The organism is Agromyces chromiiresistens, from assembly GCF_029167465.1.
GTDB lineage: Bacteria > Actinomycetota > Actinomycetes > Actinomycetales > Microbacteriaceae > Agromyces > Agromyces chromiiresistens.
Window position 1 is genome coordinate 36,390 of record NZ_JARFNL010000006.1, and the last position, 23,400, is coordinate 59,789.

The 23,400-nt window shown below is 71.8% G+C and carries 21 protein-coding genes; 16 read left to right on the top strand and 5 right to left on the bottom strand.

All coding sequences use genetic code 11. The features are described 5' to 3' along the window. Positions 1-4 precede the first annotated feature (4 nt). The 3 genes from PX701_RS15430 to PX701_RS15440 are packed head-to-tail and all read left to right on the top strand — an operon-like array spanning position 5 to position 2,892. Positions 5-781, top strand: a complete 777-nt coding sequence (locus PX701_RS15430; RefSeq protein WP_231430713.1) for a lysophospholipid acyltransferase family protein — start codon at positions 5-7, stop codon at positions 779-781. Beyond that, on the top strand, positions 771-1,904 hold the full coding sequence (locus PX701_RS15435) for an NAD(P)H-dependent glycerol-3-phosphate dehydrogenase (protein WP_231430714.1): 1,134 nt from the start codon (positions 771-773) through the stop codon (positions 1,902-1,904). The genes PX701_RS15430 and PX701_RS15435 overlap by 11 nt, the downstream gene beginning before the upstream one ends. Then, a complete protein-coding gene (locus PX701_RS15440; RefSeq protein ID WP_275506830.1) occupies positions 1,804-2,892 on the top strand; it encodes a D-alanine--D-alanine ligase family protein in 1,089 nt (362 codons plus the stop codon). Before PX701_RS15435 ends, PX701_RS15440 begins: the two co-directional genes overlap by 101 nt. A 28-nt stretch (positions 2,893-2,920) precedes the next feature. Here PX701_RS15440 and PX701_RS15445 read toward each other — a convergent pair whose 3' ends face one another. Both PX701_RS15445 and PX701_RS15450 read right to left on the bottom strand, forming a co-directional pair. Further along, positions 2,921-3,448, bottom strand: coding sequence for a DUF3515 domain-containing protein (locus PX701_RS15445; protein WP_231430716.1), 528 nt, complete (start codon positions 3,446-3,448; stop codon positions 2,921-2,923). A 191-nt stretch (positions 3,449-3,639) separates the two neighbouring features. Further along, positions 3,640-5,316, bottom strand: a complete 1,677-nt coding sequence (locus tag PX701_RS15450; RefSeq protein WP_231430717.1) for a substrate-binding and VWA domain-containing protein — start codon at positions 5,314-5,316, stop codon at positions 3,640-3,642. A 203-nt stretch (positions 5,317-5,519) separates the two neighbouring features. Between PX701_RS15450 and thiL the strand changes: the two genes are divergently transcribed. After that, entirely contained in the window at positions 5,520-6,527 is a 1,008-nt protein-coding gene (gene thiL, locus PX701_RS15455; protein WP_231430718.1) for a thiamine-phosphate kinase, read from the top strand. Here thiL and rsmD read toward each other — a convergent pair. Further along, positions 6,497-7,087, bottom strand: a complete 591-nt coding sequence (gene rsmD / locus PX701_RS15460; RefSeq protein WP_231430719.1) for a 16S rRNA (guanine(966)-N(2))-methyltransferase RsmD — start codon at positions 7,085-7,087, stop codon at positions 6,497-6,499. The two genes, thiL and rsmD, sit on opposite strands and share 31 nt — an antisense overlap. Before the next feature lie 102 nt (positions 7,088-7,189). Between rsmD and PX701_RS15465 the strand changes: the two genes are divergently transcribed. The 11 genes from PX701_RS15465 to mutM all read left to right on the top strand — a co-directional run bounded on the left by PX701_RS15465 (position 7,190) and on the right by mutM (position 20,848). Then, a complete protein-coding gene (locus PX701_RS15465) occupies positions 7,190-8,020 on the top strand; it encodes a tetratricopeptide repeat protein (RefSeq protein ID WP_231430720.1) in 831 nt (276 codons plus the stop codon). After that, positions 8,017-10,236 carry an ATP-dependent DNA helicase RecG gene (locus PX701_RS15470; RefSeq protein WP_275506831.1) on the top strand — a complete coding sequence of 740 codons (2,220 nt, stop codon included), beginning with the start codon at positions 8,017-8,019 and terminating at the stop codon, positions 10,234-10,236. Before PX701_RS15465 ends, PX701_RS15470 begins: the two co-directional genes overlap by 4 nt. A 51-nt stretch (positions 10,237-10,287) precedes the next feature. Beyond that, a complete protein-coding gene (gene coaD / locus PX701_RS15475) occupies positions 10,288-10,779 on the top strand; it encodes a pantetheine-phosphate adenylyltransferase (protein WP_275506832.1) in 492 nt (163 codons plus the stop codon). A 47-nt stretch (positions 10,780-10,826) separates the two neighbouring features. Then, entirely contained in the window at positions 10,827-11,801 is a 975-nt protein-coding gene (locus PX701_RS15480; protein WP_231432311.1) for an AAA family ATPase, read from the top strand. Position 11,802: 1 nt separating this feature from the next. Beyond that, positions 11,803-13,167 carry a DUF58 domain-containing protein gene (locus PX701_RS15485; RefSeq protein ID WP_231430723.1) on the top strand — a complete coding sequence of 455 codons (1,365 nt, stop codon included), beginning with the start codon at positions 11,803-11,805 and terminating at the stop codon, positions 13,165-13,167. After that, a complete protein-coding gene (locus PX701_RS15490) occupies positions 13,154-15,484 on the top strand; it encodes a transglutaminase TgpA family protein (protein ID WP_275506833.1) in 2,331 nt (776 codons plus the stop codon). Before PX701_RS15485 ends, PX701_RS15490 begins: the two co-directional genes overlap by 14 nt. Positions 15,485-15,495: 11 nt before the next feature. Beyond that, positions 15,496-16,065, top strand: a complete 570-nt coding sequence (locus tag PX701_RS15495; protein WP_231430725.1) for a YceD family protein — start codon at positions 15,496-15,498, stop codon at positions 16,063-16,065. 2 nt (positions 16,066-16,067) lie between these two features. Further along, the gene (gene rpmF / locus PX701_RS15500; protein ID WP_106564619.1) at positions 16,068-16,271 is read left to right on the top strand and encodes a 50S ribosomal protein L32; all 204 of its coding nucleotides are present in this window, start codon (positions 16,068-16,070) and stop codon (positions 16,269-16,271) included. A gap of 76 nt (positions 16,272-16,347) precedes the next feature. Next, entirely contained in the window at positions 16,348-17,013 is a 666-nt protein-coding gene (rnc, locus tag PX701_RS15505; RefSeq protein ID WP_231432313.1) for a ribonuclease III, read from the top strand. A gap of 120 nt (positions 17,014-17,133) precedes the next feature. After that, positions 17,134-19,854: a sunset domain-containing protein gene (locus PX701_RS15510; protein ID WP_275506834.1), complete on the top strand. Its 2,721-nt coding sequence runs from the start codon at positions 17,134-17,136 to the stop codon at positions 19,852-19,854. Positions 19,855-19,912: 58 nt separating this feature from the next. Then, a complete protein-coding gene (mutM, locus tag PX701_RS15515) occupies positions 19,913-20,848 on the top strand; it encodes a bifunctional DNA-formamidopyrimidine glycosylase/DNA-(apurinic or apyrimidinic site) lyase (protein ID WP_275506835.1) in 936 nt (311 codons plus the stop codon). A gap of 33 nt (positions 20,849-20,881) precedes the next feature. On the opposite strand, the gene PX701_RS15520 is transcribed toward mutM, so the two are convergent. Beyond that, complete coding sequence (locus tag PX701_RS15520) at positions 20,882-21,442, bottom strand: dihydrofolate reductase family protein (protein ID WP_231430727.1); 561 nt, start codon at positions 21,440-21,442, stop codon at positions 20,882-20,884. Between the two features lie 96 nt (positions 21,443-21,538). Here PX701_RS15520 and PX701_RS15525 point away from each other — a divergent pair, with 96 nt between their 5' ends. Continuing rightward, positions 21,539-22,171, top strand: coding sequence for a TetR/AcrR family transcriptional regulator (locus tag PX701_RS15525; RefSeq protein WP_275506836.1), 633 nt, complete (start codon positions 21,539-21,541; stop codon positions 22,169-22,171). A gap of 129 nt (positions 22,172-22,300) precedes the next feature. Here the strand turns inward: PX701_RS15525 and PX701_RS15530 are convergent, their stop codons facing one another. Next, positions 22,301-23,368, bottom strand: coding sequence for a GNAT family N-acetyltransferase (locus tag PX701_RS15530; RefSeq protein ID WP_275506837.1), 1,068 nt, complete (start codon positions 23,366-23,368; stop codon positions 22,301-22,303). Positions 23,369-23,400 lie beyond the last annotated feature (32 nt).

Genomic DNA, 23,400 nt, shown 5'->3' on the forward strand with positions numbered 1-23,400 from the left:
GGGCGTGCCACACGACACCTCCGAGGCGATCACCCCTGCCAAACCGCGGTCCGAGACCCGTCGACCGTCGTTCTTCTGGGTGCTCGCCGTCCTCATCCTGCCGATCATCAACCTCGGCATGCGCTTCCGGTTCCACCATCGAGAGCGCATGCCCGCTTCGGGCGCGTTCGTGCTCGCGCCGAACCACTACAGCGAGATCGACCCCGTCGTGATGGGCGCCGCGAGCTGGAAGCTCGGTCGCGCGCCGCGGTTCCTCGCGAAGGCGTCGCTCTTCAAGAACCCCGTGCTCGGCTGGTTCCTGCGCACCTCGGGCCAGATCCCGGTCGAACGAACCGGAAGCAACGGCCACCAGGCGCTGCGTGCCGCCGAGGAGCTCGTCGAGAAGGGCCGGATGGTCATCGTCTACCCCGAGGGCTCGCTCACCCGCGACCCCGACCTCTGGCCCATGCGCGGCAAGACCGGCGCGGTGCGCATCGCACTCGAGCGAGGCATCCCGATCGTGCCGGCCGCCCACTGGGGCACCCAGGCCGTGCTGCCCCGCTACGGCAAGAAGATCAGCCTGTTCCCTCGCAAGACGATCGACGTCATCATCGGCGAGCCCTTCGACCTCAGCGCCTACCGCGACAAGCCCATCGACCAGGCGATGCTCGTGAAGGCGACCGGCGAGCTCATGGACGCGATCGCCGAGCTCCTCGCCGAGGTGCGCGGCGAGCCCGCACCCGCCGAGCGCTGGAACCCGGCCGCCCACGGCCAGAAGGAGACGGGGCGCCTTGAAGAGTAGACAGAAGCCGCCGCACGGCACTCGTGTGGCCGTGCTGGGCGCCGGCAGCTGGGGCACGACCTTCGCGAAGATCCTCGCCGACGGCGGTGCCGACGTCGTCCTGTGGGCCCGGCGGCCCGAGATGGCCCGCGAGATCCAGGAGGCGAAGCGCAACAGCGACTACCTCCCGGGTGTCAATCTGCCGCTGAACCTCCGTGCGACGAGCCGGCTCGACCTCGCCCTCGCGGGGGCCGAGCAGGTGTTCGTGTCGGTGCCGAGCCAGTCGCTGCGCGACAACCTGAAGACGATCGCGCCGCACCTGCACGCCGAGGCGAAGGTCGTCTCGCTCATGAAGGGCGTCGAGAAGTCGACGGGCCTTCGCATGAGCGAGGTCATCGCCGAGGTGCTGCACATCGACGAATCGCAGATCGCCGTCATCTCGGGCCCCAACCTCGCGCTCGAGATCGCGAAGGAGCAGCCGACGGCCGCCGTCGTGTCGTCGACGAGCCTCGAGACCGCGCAGGCCGTCGCCAGCGTCGCGCGCAACCGCTACTTCCACTCGTTCGTCAACACCGACGTCATCGGCACCGAGTTCGGCGGCGTGCTGAAGAACCTCATCGCCGTGGCGATCGGCATCGTCGACGGTGCCGGCTACGGCGACAACACGAAAGCGTCGATCATCACGCGCGGCCTCGTCGAGATGAGCGACTTCGCCGTCGCCTTCGGCGCCCACCCCGAGACGCTGTCGGGCCTCGCCGGACTCGGCGACCTCATCGCGACGAGCCAGTCGCCCCTCTCGCGCAACAACACGGCCGGGCGGTTGCTCGGCCAGGGCTATCACCTCAACGACGTGGTCAACCGCATGCAGCAGACGACCGAGGGCCTCGCCTCGGTCGGGCCGATCCTCGAACTCGCGCGGGCGAAGGGCGTGGAGATGCCCATCGTCGAGCAGGTGCGACAGGTGCTCGCGGGCACCCTCGACCCCAAGGACATCGCGCCGCACCTCACGACCGACGACGAGCCGCAGGGCGAAAGGACGAAAGATGGACAAGCTCACGGTGGTTCTGCTGTTCGGCGGGCGCTCAAGCGAGCATTCGATCAGCTGCGCCACGGCGGGCGGGGTGCTGGGGGCGATCGACCGTAGCCGGTTCGAGGTGATCCCCGTCGGGATCACGCGCGACGGCGCCTACGTGCTCGAGGCCGACGACCCGGCGCGATTCGCGCTCGATCCGGCCCACCTGCCCGAGGTCGTCGACAACGGCACCCGGGTGCGTTGGCCCGAGTCGGCCTCGTCGCGCGAGCTCACCGTGTCGGATGCCTCGGGCACGCGCTCGCTCGGCGACGTCGACGTGGTCTTCCCGATCCTGCACGGCCGGTTCGGCGAGGACGGCACCGTCCAGGGCCTCCTCGAGCTCGTCGGCCTGCCCTACGTCGGCAACGGCGTGCTCGCCTCGTCGCTCGGCATGGACAAGCACTTCACGAAGACGGTGCTCGAGGGTGCCGGCATCCCCGTCGCGCCGTGGGTGACCGTGACGCGCGCGGCGATCGACCGCGACCCCGAGCTGTGGCATCGCCGGGTGCACAGCCTCGGCCTCCCGGTGTTCGTGAAGCCGGCCCGGGCCGGCTCGTCGGTCGGTGTCACGAAGGTCGACGACTGGGCGAAGCTGCACGGGGCCCTGGACGTGGCGTTCGCCGAGGACGGCACCGTGCTCGTCGAGTCGGGCGTCGTCGGCCGTGAGATCGAGTGCGCCGTCCTCGAGGGGCGCGACGGAACGCCGCAGGTCAGCGTCGCCGGCGAGATCGTCGTGACCGGGCGGGAGTTCTACGACTTCGAGGCGAAGTACCTGGACGCGCCGGGTGTCGAACTCGTCTGCCCGGCCGACCTCGGCGACGGCGAGCTGTTCGAGCTGCAGCGCGTCGCGCGCCGAGCCTTCGAGGCGATCGGCGGCCAGGGCCTCGCCCGCGTCGACGTCTTCCTCACCGGCGAGGGGTTCGTCGTCAACGAGATCAACACCATGCCGGGGTTCACGCCGATCTCGATGTTCCCGACGTGCTGGCTGAACTCGGGCCTCAGCTATCCCGAGCTCATCACCGAGCTCATCGAGGTCGGGCACGCGACCGGTGCCCGGTAGCACGCGAAGTGCGGCCCCCGGTTCCGGCTCAGCCGTCGGTGCCGGGCGCGGTGGTCGCGTCGTCGACCGACGTGCACTCGGTCTCCGAGGGGATGACCGAGACGGCGGATGAGAGTTCGGTGATGGCCGTGGTGCCCGAGACGACGTCGTTGTCCACGAGCACCTCGACCGCCGGGGTGCGCCCGTAGGTGGTGAAGCGGTAGTTCGGGGCGTCGGTCTCGTCGATGATCCAGTCGACGCCGTTGACGGTGACGCAACGGTCGGTCGTCGGCCCGGGAGGCTCGACGCCGCAGCGCAGCAGCACCGAGGCGGGGGAGCCCCAAGCGCCCGTGCCCTGGGCGTTCGTCTCGCGCTCGGCCTGCTCCTCGCCGGTGCCCTTCGCGAGCACGTCGGGCAGGCGTACGACGACGGCCGCGCAGTCGGGCGAGCTCGCCTCGTCGGCGGGGTCGATCGGCACGGGCTGGCTGCAGCCGGTGAGCGAGATCGCGAGCGCGGCGGCGCAGGCGGCGACGAGGGGCAGGCGGGCGCGACGCAGACGCGCGTTCGGGTGGTCCATCCCCTTCAGGTTAGCCGCGCGCGGCCCACCGCGCCCGACGGCCGTCGCCCGTCGCCCGTCGCCCGTCGCCGGGCGCCCGTCGCCGGGCGCCCGACGACGGTCGCGAGCGTGGCCGTTCGAGCCGAGCGTCGCCCATCGCACGGCAACACCCGGTCGGAACGGCAACATTCGATGGGTTCGACGTGCGTGACTCAGCAGTTCGGACGGCAGGCCCGCTGCGAGAGGGCGTCGGTGAGCACGGTGCTCAGGTCCTGCGGCTTCGCGGCCGAATAGGCGGCGCCGCCCGTCGCCTTCGCGATCGCTCGCATGGCCTTCACGTCGGTGTCGGGCCCGATGCCGACCATGACCACGGGCACGGGCTTCGACGGGTCGTCGAGCTGCTTCAGCTTCTCGAGCAGCGTCTCGAGCGAGATGCCGTGCTCGTCCTCGTTGCGGCCGTCGGTGAGCAGCAGCACGGAGTTCACGCGATCGGCGTCGTAGGTCGAGCGCACCTGCGCGACGGCCGCGAGCACCGTGTCGTAGAGCCCGGTCGCCCCGCCGAGCCGGCCCGGGAGGGACGCGATCGCGCTGTTGATGCGCGCCCGATGGTCGTCGGTGCCGAGACTGTCGATCGGGACGAGCGGCTCCCAGTCGCGATCGCCCGCGCGCGCGGTCGAGAAGATCCACATCCCGAGGTCGACGTCGCCCGAGAACTGCGAGAGCGTCTTGGCGGCGGCCTGGGTGAGCAGGTCGATGCGGCGGAGGCCCGTGACCGTCGGCTCCTCCATCGAACCGGAGACGTCGATGACGCCGAGGATGCGGGAGCGAAGGCTCAGCACGCCCCAGGTGCGCAGGATCGCGACCTGCGCGCCGGCGGCGGCCGAGTCGACCGGCACGGCGTCGACGAGCACGCCCTCCTGTTCGAGCTCGCCCGAGCCGGTACCGTCGCGGAACCCGTCGGCGGCGAACGCGTCCTTCGCCGACCAGAGGGCGAGCTTCAGCGCGTCGAGCTCGCGCGCGTGCAACGCCCGGGCTCTGGCGTCGGCGCTCTCGTCGGTCTCGGCGTCGGCGGCGGGCAGGTTCTTCGCGAGCTCCGATTCGTCGAGCACCCGGAGGAACGGGTAGCTGAGCGCGAGCGTGCCGTCGGCGGGGTAGAGGGCGACGAGCGGGGTCGAGCCGCCCTCCCGGTTGTGGCGGGCGATCTGCTGCTCGCTCGCGATCACGACGGTGCCGTCGGCGGCGCCGTCGAGGGCGGCGAACGCGTCGTCGATCGAGGACGGCATCGTGTCGTTGAGCTCGATCATCGCCTGCTGGAACTGGCGGGTCGTCCCGATGTCGACCCGGCGTTCCATCGCCTGCAGTGCGCTGAGGCTGGCCGACGAGGCCTCGGGGTCGGGCAGCAGCGCCGAGAACGCGTCGTTGAGCAGGCCGTTCCAGCTGAGGTCCTCCCCGTCGACCGCGTCGGGCCGGTCCGCGCGTGCGGCGAACACGACCGGGCTCGAGGCGATCGATCGCTCGAGGGCGAGATCCGGCACCGGGCGGCCGAGCGACCGGGCGGTGCTCGACATCCGCACGAGCCAGACGGGGGAGTCGGGGATCCAGGCGTCGACGTCGGAGGCGTTGCCCGAGGCGAGCATGGCGGCCGTGTCGGCCGAAGCCTGCGCGACCACCTCGGTGCGCGAGCACGAGTCCTCGGCTGCGTCGTAGTCGGCCGCGATCGCCTCGACGGTCGATGCGATCGCCGGGTCCGCCGCGACGGTCAGCTCCACCGGCTCGGTGCAGGGGATCTCGGGGTGCAGCCAACGATCGAACTGGCCGCCGGCCCAGGCGACGCCGGCGCCGCCGACGAGCGCGACGACGGTCGCGGCGGCGGACAGTCCGATGATCACCCGGCGGCGGCGACGGCGGCGGCCCGCTGTTCGTGCTGCTCTCTCGCTCCGACGGCTCACGCGTGCTCCATTGCAGGGGCGGTGAGCGGGGTGGACTCACCGCATTCGGGTCTCGTACCGAACCCACCGTACGTCAGCGAGACGGGGTTCGTAAGGACCCATTACACACCATTCGCGAGTCCGGCGCTCGTTACGCTGGACGGATGCCCGACTCGACCGCCTCCGCGACCAACGACGACCGCCCGATCGGCGAACTCGGCGAACAGGCCGTGCTGGCGCGGATCCTTCCGCGGCTCGACCCCGGCGACTCGGCGCTCCTCGGCGCCGGCGACGATGCGGCGGTCGTCGCCGCGGCCGATGGGCGGTTCGTCGTCACGTGCGACCTCATGGTGCACGGCCCCGACTTCAGGCTCGCGTGGTCGAGGCCCTTCGAGCTCGGCTGGAAGGCCGCTGCGACGAACCTCACCGACATCGCCGCGATGGGCGCCCGGCCCACGGCGCTCGTCGTCGCGATCGCCGCCCCGAACGACCTGTCGGTGAGCGTGCTCGAAGGCATCGCCGACGGACTGCGGGAGGGCCTCGCGACGCTCGCCCCGGGCTGCGGGGTCGTCGGCGGCGATCTGTCGGCCTCGAAGGTGCTCACGATCTCCGTGACGGCGTTCGGCGACCTCGAGGGCCGCGCGCCCGTCACACGCTCGGGCGCGCGGGTCGGCGACGTCGTCGCGCACGCAGGCGCGCGCGGTGCCGCGGCACGCGGGCTCGCACTGCTCTTCGCCGAGGGGGTGGATGCCTCGGGCCGGCCCGACCCCGGGCGCACCGCCGCGCTGCGCGACCGGCACGGGGAGCTCATCGCGGCGCAGCTTGCTCCGAGCCCACCCGTCGGGGCGGGCCGCGACGCGGCCATCGCCGGCGCGACCGCGATGCTCGACGTCTCCGACGGGCTCGCGCGGGACGCCCGCCGGCTCGCCGAGGCGAGCGGGGTGGGTCTCGACTTCGAGCGGAAGGCGCTCGGCCCCGACGTGCGCCTCGCGCTCGCGGGCGCGGAGGACCACGGCCTGCTCGCGACCTTCCCGCCGGGCGCCGCACTGCCGGCGCCGTTCCAGGCGATCGGTCGGGTGGTCGACGCCCCCGGTGCCATCCTGCTCGACGGCGGCCCGGTCGACGCCGACGGCTGGGACCCCTACTCGGGCTGGGACGGCGCGGCGGGCTGAACGGCGTCGGCCCACCACAGGGTCGTCTCGCCGTAATCGCGCCGGCGGGAGGCTTCGATGCCCGCGGGCCAGGTCGGCTCGGGCGAGCGGCTGCTGCGCTCGACCACCACGATCGCGTCCTCTGCGAGCAACGGCGCGAGCAGTTCCAAGTCTCTCGCCAAGGCGGGTTCGCCGAGGTCGTACGGGGGGTCGATGAAGACGAGATCGAATCCCGCCGCCGCGCCCTCGAGGTAGGCGGCGACGGCTCGTTGCACCACCCGCACGCGGGCGCCGGCGCCCCGGGCCGCGCGACGCACCGCGTCGGCATTGCGCCGGCAGATCTCGGCCGCGGCCGACGCGCGCTCGACGAGCACGACCTCGCCCGCGCCGCGGCTCGCCGACTCGAGCCCGAGGGCTCCGGATCCGGCGTACAGGTCGAGCACGCGCGCGCCGTCGATCGCGTCGCGCGATTCGAGCGCCGAGAAGATCGCCTCGCGCACGCGGTCGCTCGTCGGGCGGGTGCCCGAGCGGGGCACCTGCAACGTGAGCGAACCGGCGGATCCGGCGATGATTCGGGTCATGACTCCGGCAGCCTATCGGCGGCGGCGCGGCGGTGCCACGAGGCCGGCGACGCATGACCTTCCGGCACGGCGATGTCGGCCCGGCACTGCCATGATGGGAGTGTGCCTGCCCCGATTGATGAAGAGACCGGCTCGACCGACCGCGTACCCGCCGAACCGTCCCGGCATCGAGGGGGCGAGCAGCAGCTGCTCGACCGCCTCTGGGACTTCTCCGATCCCGAGGCGAGTGCCGAGCGCTTCCGCGCGGCCGCGGCCGACGAGGGGAGCCCGGCGCACACCCGCGCGGTCATGACCACGCAGCTCGCCCGAGCGCTCGGCATTCTCGGCCGCGGCGACGAGGCGCTCGCCCTGCTCGACGAGGTCGCCGCCCTCGGCCCCGTGGCCGGTGAACCCGAGGCGTACGCGGCCGAGCTGCGAGCGAGGGTGGCGATCGAGCGGGGCCGGCTCGCGGCATCCCATCATCGCCCTGCCGACGCCGTGCCCGACCTGACCCGCGGCGTCCGCGAGGCCGCCGTCGCCGGATCGCCGTTCCTCGTGCTCGACGCGCTGCACATGCTCGCCCTGAACGACGCCGGTCACGAGGAGGAGTGGGCGACGGAGGGCTTCGACGTGCTCGACGGCTCGCGCGACCCGCGGGTGCTGCGCTGGGGCGTCGCGCTGCACAACAACCTCGGCTGGACCCTGCACGACTCGGGTCGGCTGACCGGTGCGCTCATGCACTTCGAGCAGGCCGTCGAGGCCGCCGACGCGTACGGCACCCCCGAGCAGCGCCATGTCGCGCGCTGGTCGGTCGGTCGCTGCCTGCGCAGCCTCGGCCGGCACGACGAGGCGCTCGAGCTGCAGCGCGCGCTCGCGGCGGAGCGGCCCGACGATCCCTACGTCAAGGCCGAGCTCGCGGCGCTGACGGAGGCGGAGCCTACGATCGAGGCATGACGGCGCGACCTGCTGAGACCGAGGGTGGGGCTCCGGCCGTGCCCGGCAGCCTCACCCTCGACTCGAAGCTGTCGGGCGCCCTCGGCGGTCGCACGGCACAGGCGGTCGAGCGCGCCTTCGGCTACACGACGGTCGGCGAGATGCTCGCCCACTACCCGCGGCGCTACGCGCTCCGCGGTGAGCTCACGGCGCTCGCCTCGCTCCCGCTCGACGAGAACGTGACGATCGTCGCCGAGGTGCTCGAGGTGCGCGTGCGCGAGATGCGCCAGCGTCGCGGCTCGATCGTCGAGGCGAAGATCTCCGACGGCACCGGGGTGCTGACGCTCACCTTCTTCAACCAGCGCTGGCGCGAGAACGACCTGCGTCCGGGCCGGCGGGGCATCTTCGCGGGCAAGGTGGGCGACTACAAGGGCAACCGGCAGCTCGCGCATCCCGACTACGAGCTCTTCGACGACCTCGCACCCGTCGACGTCGGCGACGCGGCCGCGAAGCGCTGGGCCGAGTCGCCCATCCCGATCTATCCTGCGACCTCGACGCTCGCGAGCTGGCAGCTCGCCAAGGCGATCGGCGTGCTGCTCGACGGGCTGGGCGCCGTCGACGATCCCCTCCCGTCGTCGGTGCGCGAGGGGCGGAGGCTCCTCGCGCACCGCGAGGCGCTCGAACGCGTGCACCGGCCCGAGCACGAGTCGGAGTGGAAGGCCGCCCGGCGCACGCTCCGGTTCACCGAGGCCTTCGTGCTGCAGACGGCGCTCCTCGAACGGCGTGCCGCGCTCCGCATGACGCGGGCCCTGGCCCGGCGCCCGACCGCCGGCGGACTGCTCGAGCGATTCGACGCTGCGCTGCCGTTCGCGCTCACGGGCGACCAGGTGCAGGTCGGCGACGAGATCGCGCGCGACCTCGGCGAACCCGTGCCGATGAACCGACTCGTGCAGGGCGAGGTCGGCTCGGGCAAGACGCTCGTCGCGTTGCGGGCGATGCTCGCCGTCGCCGATTCGGGCGGGCAGTCGGCACTGCTCGCGCCGACGGAGGTGCTCGCCGCGCAGCATCTGCGTTCGATCGTGAAGATGCTGGGCCCCGAGCTCGCCGCGGAGCTGATCCCGACCCTGATCACCGGGCAGCTGCCGGCCGCCGAACGCAAGCGGGCGCTGCTGCGGGCCGCCGCCGGCCAGTCGCGACTCGTCGTCGGCACGCACGCGCTCATCGGCGATCGGGTGTCGTTCGCCGACCTCGGGCTCGTCGTCGTCGACGAGCAGCACCGCTTCGGCGTCGAGCAGCGCGAGGCGCTGCGCCTCAAGGGCGCCGAACCGCCGCACGTGCTCGTGCTCACCGCGACGCCGATCCCGCGCACGGTGGCGATGACGGTGTTCGGCGACCTCGACGTCTCGACGATCGCCGAGCTGCCCGCGGGCCGCGCCGGCATCGAATCGCAGGTCGTGCCGCTCGCGATCCGTCCCGCCTGGCGGCCGCGGGTATGGGAGCGGCTCGCCGAGGAGGTCGCCCTCGGGCGCCAGGGATTCGTCGTGTGCCCAGCCATCGAGGCTCGCGTCGCCGAAGACGACGGCGAGCCCGTCGAGGCGGACGGCGAGGGCGAGACCGCCGGACCGGTCGCATCCGTCGCCTCGGTCCTCGCGGAGCTCGAGGCGAACCCGCGCTTCGCCGACCTGCGGGTCGCCCCGCTGCACGGGCGGATGAGCGCCGACGAGAAAGACCGCACGATGCGCGCGTTCGCGGCGGGCGAGCTCGACGTGCTCGTCTCGACCACCGTCATCGAGGTCGGCGTCGACGTGCCGAACGCGAGTGTCATGGTCGTCGTCGACGCCGACCGCTTCGGCGTCTCCCAGCTCCACCAGCTCCGCGGCCGGGTCGGCCGCGGGGCGGTCCCGGGGCTCTGCCTGCTCGTCACGCAGGCGGTGCCCGGCTCGCTCGCCCTGCAGCGCGTCGAGGCGGTCGCCGCGACGCTCGACGGCTTCGAACTCGCCCGCGTCGACCTCGAGCTGCGACGCGAGGGCGACGTGCTGGGCGCCACGCAGTCGGGCGGTCGCTCGTCGCTGAAGCTCCTCCGCGTCGTGCGCGACGGCGACGTCATCGCCGACGCCCGCGCCGAGGCCGAACTGCTGCTCGGGTCCGACCCCGGGCTCGCCGACCATCGGGCGCTCGCGGCCGCCGTGCGGCGCCGGCTCGACGACGAGGCGAGCGGGTACCTGAGCAAGGGCTGAGACTCTCGGCCCGACGCCGCGGGGCTCCGCAGAGACACTACGCTGTTGCGTATGCAGCGGATCGCCGTCGTCCCAGGATCGTTCGACCCCGTCACGCGCGGCCACCTCGACGTGATCGCCCGGGCGGCGGGCCTCTACGACGAGCTGCACGTGGTCGTGGTGCACAACCCCGACAAGTCGGCGCTGCTGCCCATCGCCCAGCGCGTCTCGCTCATCGAGCAGTCGATCGCCGACGCGGGCATCAAGGGGCGCATCGTCGTCGCCTCGTGGAGCATGGGGCTGCTCGTCGACTACTGCACCGACGTCGGCGCGACCGTGCTCGTGAAGGGCATCCGCTCGCAGGTCGACGTGGCCTACGAGACGCCGATGGCGATCGTGAACCGGCACCTCGCCGGCGTCGAGACCGTGTTCCTGCTGCCCGACCCGGCGAATGCGCACGTGTCGAGCTCGCTCGTCAGGCAGGTGGCGGCGCTCGGGGGCGATGTCGCGCCCTACGTGCCGACGGTCGTCGCCGACTACCTCGAGACGGCGATGACGCCATGAGCGAGGCGGTCGCGGTGACGGGCGGGCCCGGGGCCGGCTCCTCGATCATGGGCATCGACGAGGTGGGCGCACTCGCCGCCGGGATCGTCGCGAACGTCGAGACCGTGATCGCCGGCAAGCGCGACGCCGTGACCGCGTCGCTCACCGTGCTGCTGGCCGAAGGGCACCTCCTCATCGAAGACGTGCCCGGCGTCGGCAAGACCATGCTCGCCAAGGCGCTCGCCCGCTCGGTCGACGCGACCGTCAGCCGCATCCAGTTCACTCCCGACCTGCTGCCGAGCGACGTGACCGGGGTCTCGGTGTTCGACCAGTCGAGCCGTCGGTTCGAGTTCAAGCGGGGGCCGGTGTTCGCGAACCTCGTCATCGGCGACGAGATCAACCGCGCGAGCCCGAAGACGCAGTCGGCGCTGCTCGAGTGCATGGAGGAGCGCCAGGTCACGGCCGACGGCACGACGTATCGGCTCGATGCGCCGTTCACCGTCGTCGCCACGCAGAACCCGGTCGAGATGGAGGGCACGTATCCGCTGCCCGAGGCCCAGCGCGACCGCTTCATGGCCCGCATCTCGATGGGCTACCCGGCATCGGCCGACGAGCTCGCGATGCTCTCGACGCGCGAGACGAAGAGCCCGCTCGACGACCTCTCCGCCGTCGTCTCGCTCGAGGAGCTGCGATCGATGATCGAGGCGGTGCAGCACGTCTTCACGTCGCAGCCGGTCAAGGAGTACGCGGTCGATCTCGCCCGTGCGACCCGTGACGATCGTCAGCTCCGGCTGGGTGCCAGCCCGCGCGCAACGCTGCAGCTCGTGCGGGCGGCGAAGGCGCATGCCGCGATGCACGGCCGCGACTTCGTGCTGCCCGACGACATCGACGCGCTCGCCGTTCCGGTGCTCGCGCACCGGCTGGTGCCGACGAGTCGCGCCCTCGGCGCGCACGACCGCGACGCGGGTCCGCTCATCGACGCCATCGTCCGACGCATCGTGGGGGAGACGCCGGTTCCGGTCGGCAGCGCACGAAGGAACTGAGATGCAGCGCCTGCGCCCTCCTCGCTTCGCCGCCTGGCCGCGGCTGACCCGGCGTGGCGGTGCGCTGCTCTTCGTCGGCGTCGTGCTGCTCGCGGTCTCGCTGTGGTTCGACCTGCGCGACATCATGCTGCTCGCGTTCGTCGGCATCGCCATGCCCGGCGTAGCGGCCCTCTTCGTGGCGCTGCGCGCGCCGAAGCTCGGCGTCACGCGCACGTTCACCCCGCCCGTGGTCAGCGCCGGGTCGGGCGCGAGCGTGGCGATCACGGTGCGGAACCGTGCACGGCGCACCTTCGACGGCGCCCACTGGCGCGATCGCGTTCCCGAGGGGCTCGATGCGCCGCCCGAGGCGGTGCTGCCCGCGATCGGTCCGTACGAGGGCGTGCTGCCGTCGGGCGACGACACGGTGCACCTGGAGTACCGGCTCCGCCTCCCGCGGCGTGGCGTGTACGGCATCGGCCCGCTCCGCGTCGGCGTCTTCGACCCGTTCGCCCTCGCGCGCATCGATCGCGACGCCGGAGCACGCCACGAGGTCGTCGTCACCCCCCGGGTGACGCCGCTCGAGCGGGCGCTCGGTTCGGCCGCCAGTGTCGACGGGGTGCTGCACGGCCTGCAGCGGCGCACGCACCCGAACTCCGACGAGCTCATCGCACGGGAGTACCGCTACGGCGATCCGATGCGCCGCGTCAACTGGGCGGCGACCGCCCGTCGCGGCGAGCTCATGGTGCGCGAGGAGGAGCAGCGGGGGGATCCCGAGGTCCGCATCCTGGTCGACACCACCCTCGCCGGCCGGCCGCGCACCGGCGCGTTCGCCCACGGGAACGCAGAGCACGGGCACGCCGGCTTCGAACTCGGCGTCGAGGTCGTGGCCTCGATCGGCGTCCACCTGCTCGAGCGGGGATTCCGAGTGCGCTGCGATCCGGTCGCCGACCCGGCACGCGGGTCGATCGCGACGGCGAACTCGAGCGGCCCGTACCACATGCCCGGCGGCGACCGGCTGCTGCTCGAAGACCTCGCGCGCCTCGAGGTCGCGAATCGCGACGACGCAGCCGACCGTGCGCCGCGAGGTGGGGGAGACCGCGGCGAAGCGCGCGCCCGGGAGGCCAGGATGCCGGGGTTCGCGGTGCTCGTCGAGCCCGACGAGCGCGACGCCGCGGGGCTCGTGGGGCTCCGGCAGACGATCGAGCCCGCGATCGCGTTCGTCGCGGAGACGGTGTCGCATCGCGTCGTCGAGGCGCTCGAGGAGGCCGACTGGCGCGTCGTCCGAGTGCGTCGGCCCGCCTCGATCGGCGACGCGTGGGCGGGCATCGCACTGCGTGCCGACGTCGGGGCGCCGGGAGACGGGGGCGAGCGCGATGCATCCCGATGACCGCCCGCTGAGCCGCGCGCAGCGCCTCGCGCTGACGGCAGCATCGTTCCTGCTCGTCGCGGTCGCCTCGATGGCGCTCGGCCCCCTCATCTCCGGCAGCGGCTGGTGGTGGCTCTGCGCCTTCATCGCGGCCGGCACGATGTTCGGCGGTTCCGGGCTGCGCGCCCTCCGCGTGCCCGGCTCGCTCGTACCGCTCGGCGAACTCGTGATCCTGCTGCTGCTGCTCACCCTCGTCTTCGGCGGGGGGACGAGCTTCGCGCTCATCGTGCCGACCGCCGACACCTTCCCGCTGTTCGGCGACCTCTTCGACGGCGCGCAGCGCACGATCCAGCAGCAGGCGGTGCCGGCGATCGCCGTGCCCGCCCTGTCGTTCGTCCTCGCGCTCGGCGTCGGGGTGCTCGCCATCTGCGTCGACGTGCTCGTGCAGACCGTGCGCATGCCGGCGCTCGCCGCGGCGCCCGCACTGGTGCCCATCCTCATCCCCGGCTTCATCATCGAGTCCGGCGCCGAGGTGTGGGCACTCGTCTTCTCGGCGGCGGCCTACCTGCTGCTGCTCCGCGTCGACGTGCGGGTCCGTCGGCGCGCGAACCTCGCGGGCGGCGACGACGACGAGCGAGCCGCGACGGTGGTGCCGCCCGCGCGCGTGCCCGCCGCCTCGGGCCTCGCCACGACGCTCGGCCTGACGACCGTCGGCATCCTCGTCGCGACCGTCCTCGCCGCCTCCACGCCGAGCATCTCGACGAGCCTGCTGCTCGGCACCGGATCCCAGGGCGCGATCTTCGGTCGCGGGGTGACCCCGTTCATCGATCTCGGGCGCGACCTGCGCAGGCCCGAGCCGCGACCCGCCTTCCACTACTTCGCCCGCGACAACGACCGCCCCTACTTCACCCTGCTCACGCTCGACCGGTTCGAGGGCGCCGCGTGGGGCGTCACCGAGTCGCCCGTCGATGCCGACAACACGGTGGACGCGCTGCCGTTGCCCGATGGCCTCGACGGCGAGGTGGAGGCGAAGGAGCACCCGATCGACATCGTCGTCGACGAGGTGCGCACCACCTGGCTCCCGCTGCCGTACCCGACGCGCAGCGTCGAGGGGCTGAGCGGCTCCTGGTTCTGGGATCCGGGCGCGCTCACCGTGCGCAGCGTCGACACGGACACCGGCGGTCAGCGCTACCGGGCGACCTGGCTCGACCGGCAGCCCACGCCCGCGCAGCTGCGCTCGGCCCGCCCCACCGGGGGCGACGACCTCGCCCCGTACCTCGCACTGCCCGACGACGTGCCGTCGATCATCTCCGAGACCGCCGACACGGTGACGGCCGCCGAGGCGACCCCGTACGACGCCGCGGTCGCGATCCAGTCGTACCTGCGCTCCGACCGGTTCGAGTACTCGACCGAGGCGCCGGTCGAAGAGGGCTACGACGGCGGCGGATTCGAGGTGATCGCGAAGTTCCTGGAGAACAAGTCGGGGTACTGCGTGCACTTCGCCTCGACGATGGCGGTGCTCGCCCGCGAGGCGGGGATCCCGTCGCGCATCTCGGTCGGCTACACGCAGGGCACCGCGGCCCAGGAGCGGGTGGGCGGTGTGCAGCGCATCGAGGTCGACTCGCACGACCTGCACGCCTGGCCCGAGCTGTACTTCGAGGGCGTCGGCTGGGTGCCGTTCGAACCCACGCCCGGCCGGGGCAGCGTGCCGGACTACTCGCGCCCCGGTGCCGGCGAAGCGGCGGAGACCCCCACCCCGACGCCGGGTGCGTCGAGCGGCGCGCCGAGCGGGCGACCCGAGCTCGATCCCGACCGCGGCCTCGGTGCGTCGGCCGGCGGTTCGGTCGGCGTCGACGGGTGGTGGTGGCGCGGCGGCATCGTCGTGCTCCTCGCGGTCGTGGTCCTCATCGCGCCGGCCGTGCTGCGCGCCGCTCAGCGCTCAGGCCGGTTGCGCCGGATCCGGCGCGGCGAACGACCCGCGGATGCCGCGTGGGACGAGCTCGTCGCGAGCGCACGCGACCTGGGGGTGCGACTCGATGCGACCGCCACCCCGCGCGGCGCCGCAGTGGCGCTCGCCGAGCGCGAGGGCTTCCGTGAGCCCGCGGCGGCCGCGGCGCTCCTCGTGCTGCGCGACGCCGTCGAACTCGAGCGATACGGTCCCGGGCGGCACGCCGACGAGGCATCCGTCGCACGTCTGGCAGGGGCGCTGTCGACGGCGCGTGCCGCGCTCGCGGTCGGCGAACCGCTCGCGGGACGTTACCGCGCGGTGCTCGTGCCGCGTTCGCTCGTCGACCGGGTCCGCCCGGCGTTCGGCGAACGCACTGCCACCGGCGCGTAGAATCGTCGATCGTGGCCATCAAGCAGTCCCCTTTCAGCGTGAACGTGCGCGACCTCGTCAACCGTCCCGGCGAGATGCGCGAAGCGTTCATCACCGTGCCCGCGCCCGAGCAGTTCGGCGAGGGGCTCGTCGCCGTCGCCGCCGGTTCGGAGGTCGAGCTCGACGTCCGGCTGGAGTCGGTGCACGAGGGCATCCTCGTCACCGCCGAGGTCGACGCGACCGCCGAGGGCGAGTGCGGTCGCTGCCTGACCGACATCGCGCTGCCCGTCCGAGTCGAGTTCCAAGAACTCTTCGGGTATCATGGCGGGGAAGCAATCGAGTATGAGGTTCAAGACGACCACGTGGATCTTGAACCACTCATCCGAGATGCGGTGGTGCTGGCACTGCCGTTCCAGCCGGTGTGCCGACCGGATTGCCCGGGTCTCGACCCAGAGACAGGGCTCCGACTGGCCGATCATCCGGAACTCGTCACCCCTGAGCACAGCGATCCTCGCTGGGCCGCGCTCGCGGGGTTCCAGGCTTCCGAAGACAACGGTCCGGATGCGTCATCCGGCGCCGATCAGCAGAGAGAAGAGAGATAGTCATGGCGGTTCCCAAGCGGAAGCAGTCACGCGCCAACACCCACGCGCGCCGTTCGCAGTGGAAGGCCGAGGTCCCCACGCTCGTCAAGACCGTCGAGAACGGCAAGGTCACCTACAGCCTTCCGCACCGCGCGAAGGTCGTCGAGGACTCGGCGGGCACCCCGCTCTTCCTCGAGTACAAGGGCCGCAAGGTCGCCGACGTCTAGTCGGCCCGAGACGCACCGACGACCGGTCGTGACGCGAACGGAGCGCACGGGTAGCGAGAATCGCACGCTCGACGAACTGCAGCAGACGCTGCAGATCGAGATCGATCCCGCCCTGCTCCAACTCGCGCTCACGCACCGGTCGTTCGCGTACGAGAACGGCGGCATCCCGACGAACGAGCGCCTCGAGTTCCTCGGCGACTCGATCCTCGGGCAGGCCGTCACGGTGAAGCTCTTCCGCGACCATCCCGACCTCGACGAGGGCGAGCTCGCGAAGCGCCGCGCCAGCCTGGTGTCGAGTGTCGCACTGGCCGAGGTCGGTCGTGCGATCGGCGTCGGTCGGTACATCCGGCTCGGCCGCGGCGAGACCCTCACCGGGGGAGCCGACAAGCCGTCGATCCTCGCCGACACGGTCGAGGCGATCATCGGCGCCGTCTACCTCGACGCCGGCGGCGACGTCGCGACCGGTCTCGTGCTGCGCCTCATCACGCCGCTCATGCAGGACCCCGAGCGATTCGGCGCGGCGATGGACCCGAAGACGAGCCTGCAGGAGATCGCGGCGCGGCGCAGCGCCCCTGCACCCGCGTACTCCGTGGCCGAATCCGGCCCCGACCACAACAAGCACTTCGTCGCGACCGTGACGGTCGGCGAGCTCGTGCAGGCGTCGGGCGAGGGATCGAGCAAGAAGCAGGCCGAGATGGCCGCGGCGCTCGAGGCGTGGACCCTGCTCAACGGCGCGAACTGAGGCGTCGTTCGAAGCCCCCCGGATTCGAAGCCCCCCGGAATGGGGTCACTCTCCCGGCCGAACGGAACCGGATCGCTCAGTAGTCTGATGCGAGCCCTGCCGATCCCGAACGGAGTCTTCGTGCCTCGCATCCTCAACGCTGCCGCTGCGTCTGCGGTCATCGCCCTGGTCGGCGGCCTACTGAGCGCGGCTCCCGTGTTCGCCGCCGAGCATGACGGAGTCGCTGCAGGCACGATCACCGGCACGGTCAGGGGTGTACTCGCTGAAGCCTTCGAAGGCGCGTGCGTCACCGTGTCCGCCGACGAGGACGGCGACGGCATCTGGACCGCCGTGGGCGAGCCGACGACGACCGCGGCCGACGGTTCCTACACGGTGGCCGAGCTGGCGCCCGGCGCGTACGCCGTGGCCGCGGACGGGTGCGAGGACGTCTCGTTCGAGACGACCTGGTACCGCTCCGGGCTCACGAGGCCGGTCACGGTCGAAGAGGGGCTCGTCATCATCGCCGACGGCGGCTCGGCGACGAACGTCGACATCCAGCTGATCGCCGCGGCGATCCAGAACCTCTCGGCGCCGACGGTAGCGGGCCTGCCGGTTGTCGGGGCGGAGCTGACGGCGGGGCCCGGCACGTGGAGCCTCGATGGACTGGCCTTTGAATTCCAGTGGAGCGCCGACGGCGCCCCGATCGACGCCGCCACCGGACCTGCGTTCGCCGTGACGGCTGACCAGCTGGGCGCCGCGATCTCAGTGGCGGTGCGCGCAACGCGGCCCGGTTTCGACCCGGTGACCGTCGTGTCGACGGCGACCGGGCCGATCGTGGCGGGCACACTGCCAGAATTCTCCGCCGAGATCACCGGCGACGCGAAGGTCGGCTCGACGCTGATGACGGTGCTTCCCGCCAGCGCCGGCGTCGCGGTGACGTGGAATCGCGACGGTGCGCCGATCGACGGTGCCGTCGAGGCGACGTACGTGCCGACCGTGGACGACCTCGGTGCGATCATCTCGGTGACGATCACGCAATCGGTCGCGGGATACGCGACACGGAGCGCGACGAGCGCGGCGACCGCTCCCGTCGCCGAAGGCGATCTGCCTGCCTACGCACCTGCGATCAGCGGTGCCGCGGCGGTGGGTGCGACGCTGTCGGTCGCAGTGCCGTCGGTCGGTGACATCTCCGTGCAGTGGCTGCGGAACGACGCGCCGATCACGGACGCGGTCGGCACGTCGTACGTCCTCGCGCCGTCCGACCTCGGCGCCTCGATCACGGTCACGGTGACCCAGGTGGTCGCAGGATACGTTCCGCGCACGGTCATGAGCGATGCGACCGCGCCGGTCGCCCTCGGCACGCAGCTCGCATTCACCCCTCTCGTGTCGGGCACAGTCGTGGTGGGCAAGACGCTCTCCGCATCCGTTCCGGCCGGCCCCGTCTACTCGTACCAGTGGCTGCGGAACGGTGTATCGATCTCCGGTGCGACGTCGAGCACCTATCCGGTCGTCCCGGCTGATCTCGGCACGCAGCTCACGGTCGGCGTCATCGCGAAGGTTGCGGGCTACTCGGATCGCACCGCATACTCGGCGTCGACGGTGAAGGTCGCACCCGGCACGCTCGCGTCCTTCACCCCCGTCGTCACGGGGACGCCGATCGTCGGCTCGACGCTGAGCATCACCGTGCCGGCGGGCAATTCGTACAGGTACCAGTGGCTTCGCAACGGGGCGAAGATCACCGGGGCGACGGCATCGACGTACAGGCTCGTGACGGCCGATGCCGGCACGAAGGTCTCCGTCACCGTCGTCGCATCGCGGACCGGGTACACCTCGCTCACGAGGACGTCGGCGGCGACCGCGACGGTGCTGCGCGCGCTAACAGCCGCCCCGACGCCGACGATCTCGGGTACGCGCAAGGTCGGCCAGCTCCTCAGTGCCGTACCCGGCACGTGGTCGCCCGCCCCGGTGACGCTGCGATACCAGTGGTATCGGTCGGGCGTGGCGATCACCGGAGCCACGTCGTCGACGTATCGCGCGGCGGCGGCCGACCTCGGAAAGTCGCTCTCAGTCGTGGTCACCGGGTCGAAGTCGGGATATGCGACCGTCGCCCGCAAATCGGGCGGAACGGCGGCGATCGCCGCGGGCACGATCGCGATCTCGACCCCGACCGTGTCGGGCACGGTGCGAGTCGGGTACACGTTGACTGCCAACGCCACGGTCGCGCCGAGCAGTTCGACGCTCAGGTACCAGTGGTACCGCGCGGGGGTAGCGATCACCACGGCGACGACGTCGACATACAAGCTCACGACGAGTGACTACGGGAAGTCGATCTCCGTCCGCATCACGGCCTCACGCCTCGCCTACACGACGACCGCGAGGGCGAGTGGTGTGACGCCCGCCGTCGGTCCTGGATCGATGTCGGGGCCGGTACCGACGATCACCGGAACCGCTCGCCTCGGCTACACCTTGAATGCTGTCGCCGGCACCTGGCCGAGTGGAACAACGCTGAAATACCAGTGGCGCGCGAACGGCGTGGCAATCTCGGGTGCGACGAAATCATCCCTCTTTCTGAACTCCGGCTCGCTGAGCGGAAAGCGGATCACCGTCATTGTGACTGGAAGCCGGTACGCGTACTCGCCACTCACGCGGACGTCGGGCTCTACCGTCGCCGTTGTCGTGCCGGGCTCGACCTCGCCCGTCGCCGACTGGACGTGTCCGTCGTGGGCCCCGATCAAGGGCAACGAGAGTTCGATGATCTATCACATGCCCGGTCAGCGCTACTACGATGCGACGAATCCCGAGGTCTGTTTCTCGACGGAGAGTGCGGCCGTGAACGCGGGCTACCGTAAGGCGAAAGTCTGAACAGGTCGCGACACCTCGACCACGATCGAACGCCCGGAGTGTCGCGTAGAATCTCCGGGTGCCCGAGCTTCCCGAGGTCGAGGTCGTCCGCGCAGGGCTCGCGCCCGCGGTGACCGGCGCCGTCATCACCGCCGTCGAGGTGCTCGACCGGCGTTCGCTGAAGCGCCACGATCCGGCCGTCGGCGACTTCGAGCGCCTGCTGGCGGGTGCACGGGTGAGCGCGGCCGTGCGTCGCGGCAAGTTCCTCTGGCTGCCGCTCGACGACGGGACCGCCGCGAGCGACGGGGCGGGTGCCCGCGCGATCGTCGGCCACCTCGGCATGAGCGGGCAGATGCTGCTGCGCACGCCCGATCACCCGGGCGACGACCGGCACGCCCGCGTACGACTGAACGTCGAGCACCCCGAGCACGGCGAACTCCGAATCGACTTCGTCGACCAGCGCATCTTCGGCTCGCTCGCCGTCGACCGCATGGGGCCGACCGACGACGGCGAGATCGCCGGGTTCTCGGCGTCGGTCACGGGGGAGTGGGCGCGCTCGATCCCGAGCCAGGTGTCGCACATCGCCCGCGACCCGCTCGACCCGGCGTTCTCCGACGACCTGTTCGCCGCACGGCTCGCACGTCGCGCCAGCGGCATCAAACGCGTGCTCCTCGACCAGGGTGTCGTCAGCGGCATCGGCAACATCTACGCCGACGAGTCGCTCTGGGCGGTGCGACTGCACCCCGAGCAGCTCGCCTCGTCGCTCAGCCGGCGCCGCACGACCGAGCTGCTCGCCGCCGTGCGCGACGTGCTCGGGCGCGCCCTCGTCGAGGGCGGCACGAGCTTCGACGCGCAGTACGTGAACGTCAACGGCGCGTCGGGCTACTTCGCGCACTCGCTCAACGCCTACGGACGTGGGGGAGAGCCGTGCCCACGGTGCGGAGGGCCGATCCGTCGTGAGGCCTTCATGAATCGCTCCAGCCATTACTGCCCGAAGTGCCAGCGCCGGCGCTGAGCCCGGCTTCAGCGCCCAGCGTCGTTCGATACGTCAACGTCGCGTTCGATAGCGAGCGGAGATCAATCCGGACGGGAAGGAGCGCTGCTCGACGAGCTCGAGGTCGAGGCGCACGTCGTCGGGGAAGAACCGCGTGCCCCCGCCGACCACGCTCGTGGTGATGAAGAGGTGGTATTCGTCGACCAGGCCGGCCCTGATCGCCTGGGCCGCGAGGTGGGGGCCGTCCACCGAGAGGTCGTGGTCGGACTCGGCCTTGAGCCGCCGGACCGCCTCCGGGTCGAAGCTTCGCTCGATGCGGGTCCTCGCGCTCGAAACGGATTCCAGTGTCGTCGAGTAGACGACCTTCTCCGCGGCCCGCCAGTCGTTCGCGTACTGGAGGATGTGCGGCGGCACCTCGGGCTCGTCGCGCACGGTCTCCCAGAAGACCATGGTCTCGTACATCCGCCGGCCGTAGAGGAAGGTGCCGATGTCGCGGAACGCGTCGCCGATGAAGGTGTGCACCTCCTCGTCTTCCGCACCTCTGCCGAGATCGCCCTCGGCGGCTTCGGCGTACCCGTCGAGCGAGGTGATCATCGAGTAGATGAGCTTGGCCATGTGCAGCTCCTTCGTGAGAGGTGAGTCGGTGGGCTCACCTCCGAAGCTAGCTCTCCTCGAGTGGTGAGTCAACTGGCTCACCTCTATGATGGCGGCATGTCACGCGAGCTTTCGAGCTACCACCGTCGGGTCGCCGCGACCAACCGGGCGACGATTCTCGACGCCGCCAACGAGCTGTTCCTCGAGCACGGCTACGACCGAACGTCACTGGCACGCGTCGCCGAGCGGGCCGGCGTCTCCAAGGCGACGCTGTTCAAGCAGTTCCCGACCAAGGCCGAGCTCTTCGAGGCGATGGTGCTCTCCGCGGCCGGCTCGACGGAGGGCGCTGTCGAAGAACTGCCGTCGGGCGACTTCAGCGCAAGCCTGACCGGCTTGGGCCTCGCCTACGTCGAGCTCCTGAACCGGCCCGGGATGACGGACCTGATCCGCGCGGTGATCGCCGAGTCGTCGCGCTTCCCCGAACTCCGGGAACGGGTCTTCGACTTCGGCACGCTGCCGCTGTTCGCGACGGTGCGGCGCTGCTTCGTCACCGCGCACGCCGAGGGCACCGCGGTCGTCGACGACCCGGACACCGCCTCCGCGCAGTTCCTCGGCATGATCTCGACCGTCGTCTTCTGGCCGCGACTGATCCACGGCGGCTGGTCGCTGAGCGACGCCGAGATGCGTCGCGTGGTGCACGAGGCGATGCTGACCATCGTGGCACGGTACGGTGCGCGAACCGGCGACTGATCGACCGGATCATCCGCGGCGCGCGGTGCACCGGGTCAGGCGGGCCCTGCGCCCTCGTAGAGGATGCGTGCGAGCACGACTCGACGATGCTCCGGCGAACCATGGGAACGCGGTGGAGTTCCCTCCCGCTCACCCGCGCTGCCACTCGGCGGAGATCCCGCGGAGTCCGAAGCCCAGCGCGATGTTGATCGCGAGCATGTGCTCGTTCTCGTCGGCGTTCCACGTGTAGACATCGGTGCGTTCGGGGGCGAACTCGCCGAGCAGCACGAGGTTCGCGAGTTTCACGCGCATGCCCAGCCCGTGACCGCGGTGCGCCGCGACGACCAGCGTGTCCGATTGATAGGCGACCGTCTTCCCGGGCGGCAGCAGCAGCTCGGTGTACCCGGCGACGGTGCCGTCGGGGGCGACCGCCGCCTGCACGAGCAGGGAGCGCCCGCCGTCGAGCGAGCGATCCTCGTGGGCGCGAACGCGGGCCGCGTCCCACTCCTCCTCGTCGATCGTCAGGCCGCCCGCAGGCACGTCCAGCGCCATGCGCGCGCGGGCCGCCGCATAGCTGTCGACGAGCTCGTCGGGCGTTCGGTCGACCCAGCCGACGAGCCGATAGCCGGATGCCTCGGCCTCGCGCTCCTCGGACGCGGCGCGGAACTCCTCGAGACGCCCCGCGACCGTGAGTCCGCTCTGCCGCTCGAGCTGTCGCAGCGTGTACCCGTGCCGGGTCGCGAACCGCACGCTCGGCAGGTCGGCCGGGATCGAGGCATCGCCCTGGGGGGCTCGCAACCGCTCGCCGGCTCGCTGGGTCACGGCGATCGGGAAGTCGTCGAAGCCGGCGAACGCCTGGCGTCCAAGCCCGCGGATCACGGCCTCCGCGCGTTCGATCAGCCGCGAACCGATGCCGGCCCGTCGGTACGCCGGGTGCACCTCGACGATGAGATTGCCCACCGTCGCGGCCGGGTCGGCCTCCCAGAACGTCACCACGCGACCCACGCAACGCTCGCCGTCCCACGCGGCGAAGAGCCGTCGCGGCAGGTACTCGTCGCGGTACATGGCGAGGAGCTCCGGGGCGGTGAATGCGAACCGGTCGTCGCCCCAGCGTTCGACCTCGATGGCGGTCATGAACTCGACGACGCGTTCGAACTCGATGGCCTCTGGTGCGCCGAGCGTCGCGGGGAGGGCCACCTCGCGGATCTCGACCGGCATCGGCTGCTCCTCTCGTGCGGGTTCCGACGCAT

Excerpts from the sequence above, each read along its gene's own strand:
- PX701_RS15485 (WP_231430723.1), top strand. The coding sequence starts at position 11,803 with ATGCAGCGCCTGCGCCCTCCTCGCTTCGCCGCCTGGCCGCGGCTGACC.
- coaD (WP_275506832.1), top strand. The coding sequence starts at position 10,288 with ATGCAGCGGATCGCCGTCGTCCCAGGATCGTTCGACCCCGTCACGCGC.
- PX701_RS15480 (WP_231432311.1), top strand. The coding sequence starts at position 10,827 with ATGGGCATCGACGAGGTGGGCGCACTCGCCGCCGGGATCGTCGCGAAC.
- PX701_RS15525 (WP_275506836.1), top strand. The coding sequence starts at position 21,539 with ATGTCACGCGAGCTTTCGAGCTACCACCGTCGGGTCGCCGCGACCAAC.
- PX701_RS15445 (WP_231430716.1), bottom strand. The coding sequence starts at position 3,448 with ATGGACCACCCGAACGCGCGTCTGCGTCGCGCCCGCCTGCCCCTCGTC.
- PX701_RS15490 (WP_275506833.1), top strand. The coding sequence starts at position 13,154 with ATGCATCCCGATGACCGCCCGCTGAGCCGCGCGCAGCGCCTCGCGCTG.
- rpmF (WP_106564619.1), top strand. The coding sequence starts at position 16,068 with ATGGCGGTTCCCAAGCGGAAGCAGTCACGCGCCAACACCCACGCGCGC.
- PX701_RS15520 (WP_231430727.1), bottom strand. The coding sequence starts at position 21,442 with ATGGCCAAGCTCATCTACTCGATGATCACCTCGCTCGACGGGTACGCC.
- PX701_RS15470 (WP_275506831.1), top strand. The coding sequence starts at position 8,017 with ATGACGGCGCGACCTGCTGAGACCGAGGGTGGGGCTCCGGCCGTGCCC.
- rsmD (WP_231430719.1), bottom strand. The coding sequence starts at position 7,087 with ATGACCCGAATCATCGCCGGATCCGCCGGTTCGCTCACGTTGCAGGTG.
- thiL (WP_231430718.1), top strand. The coding sequence starts at position 5,520 with ATGCCCGACTCGACCGCCTCCGCGACCAACGACGACCGCCCGATCGGC.
- PX701_RS15530 (WP_275506837.1), bottom strand. The coding sequence starts at position 23,368 with ATGCCGGTCGAGATCCGCGAGGTGGCCCTCCCCGCGACGCTCGGCGCA.
- PX701_RS15440 (WP_275506830.1), top strand. The coding sequence starts at position 1,804 with ATGGACAAGCTCACGGTGGTTCTGCTGTTCGGCGGGCGCTCAAGCGAG.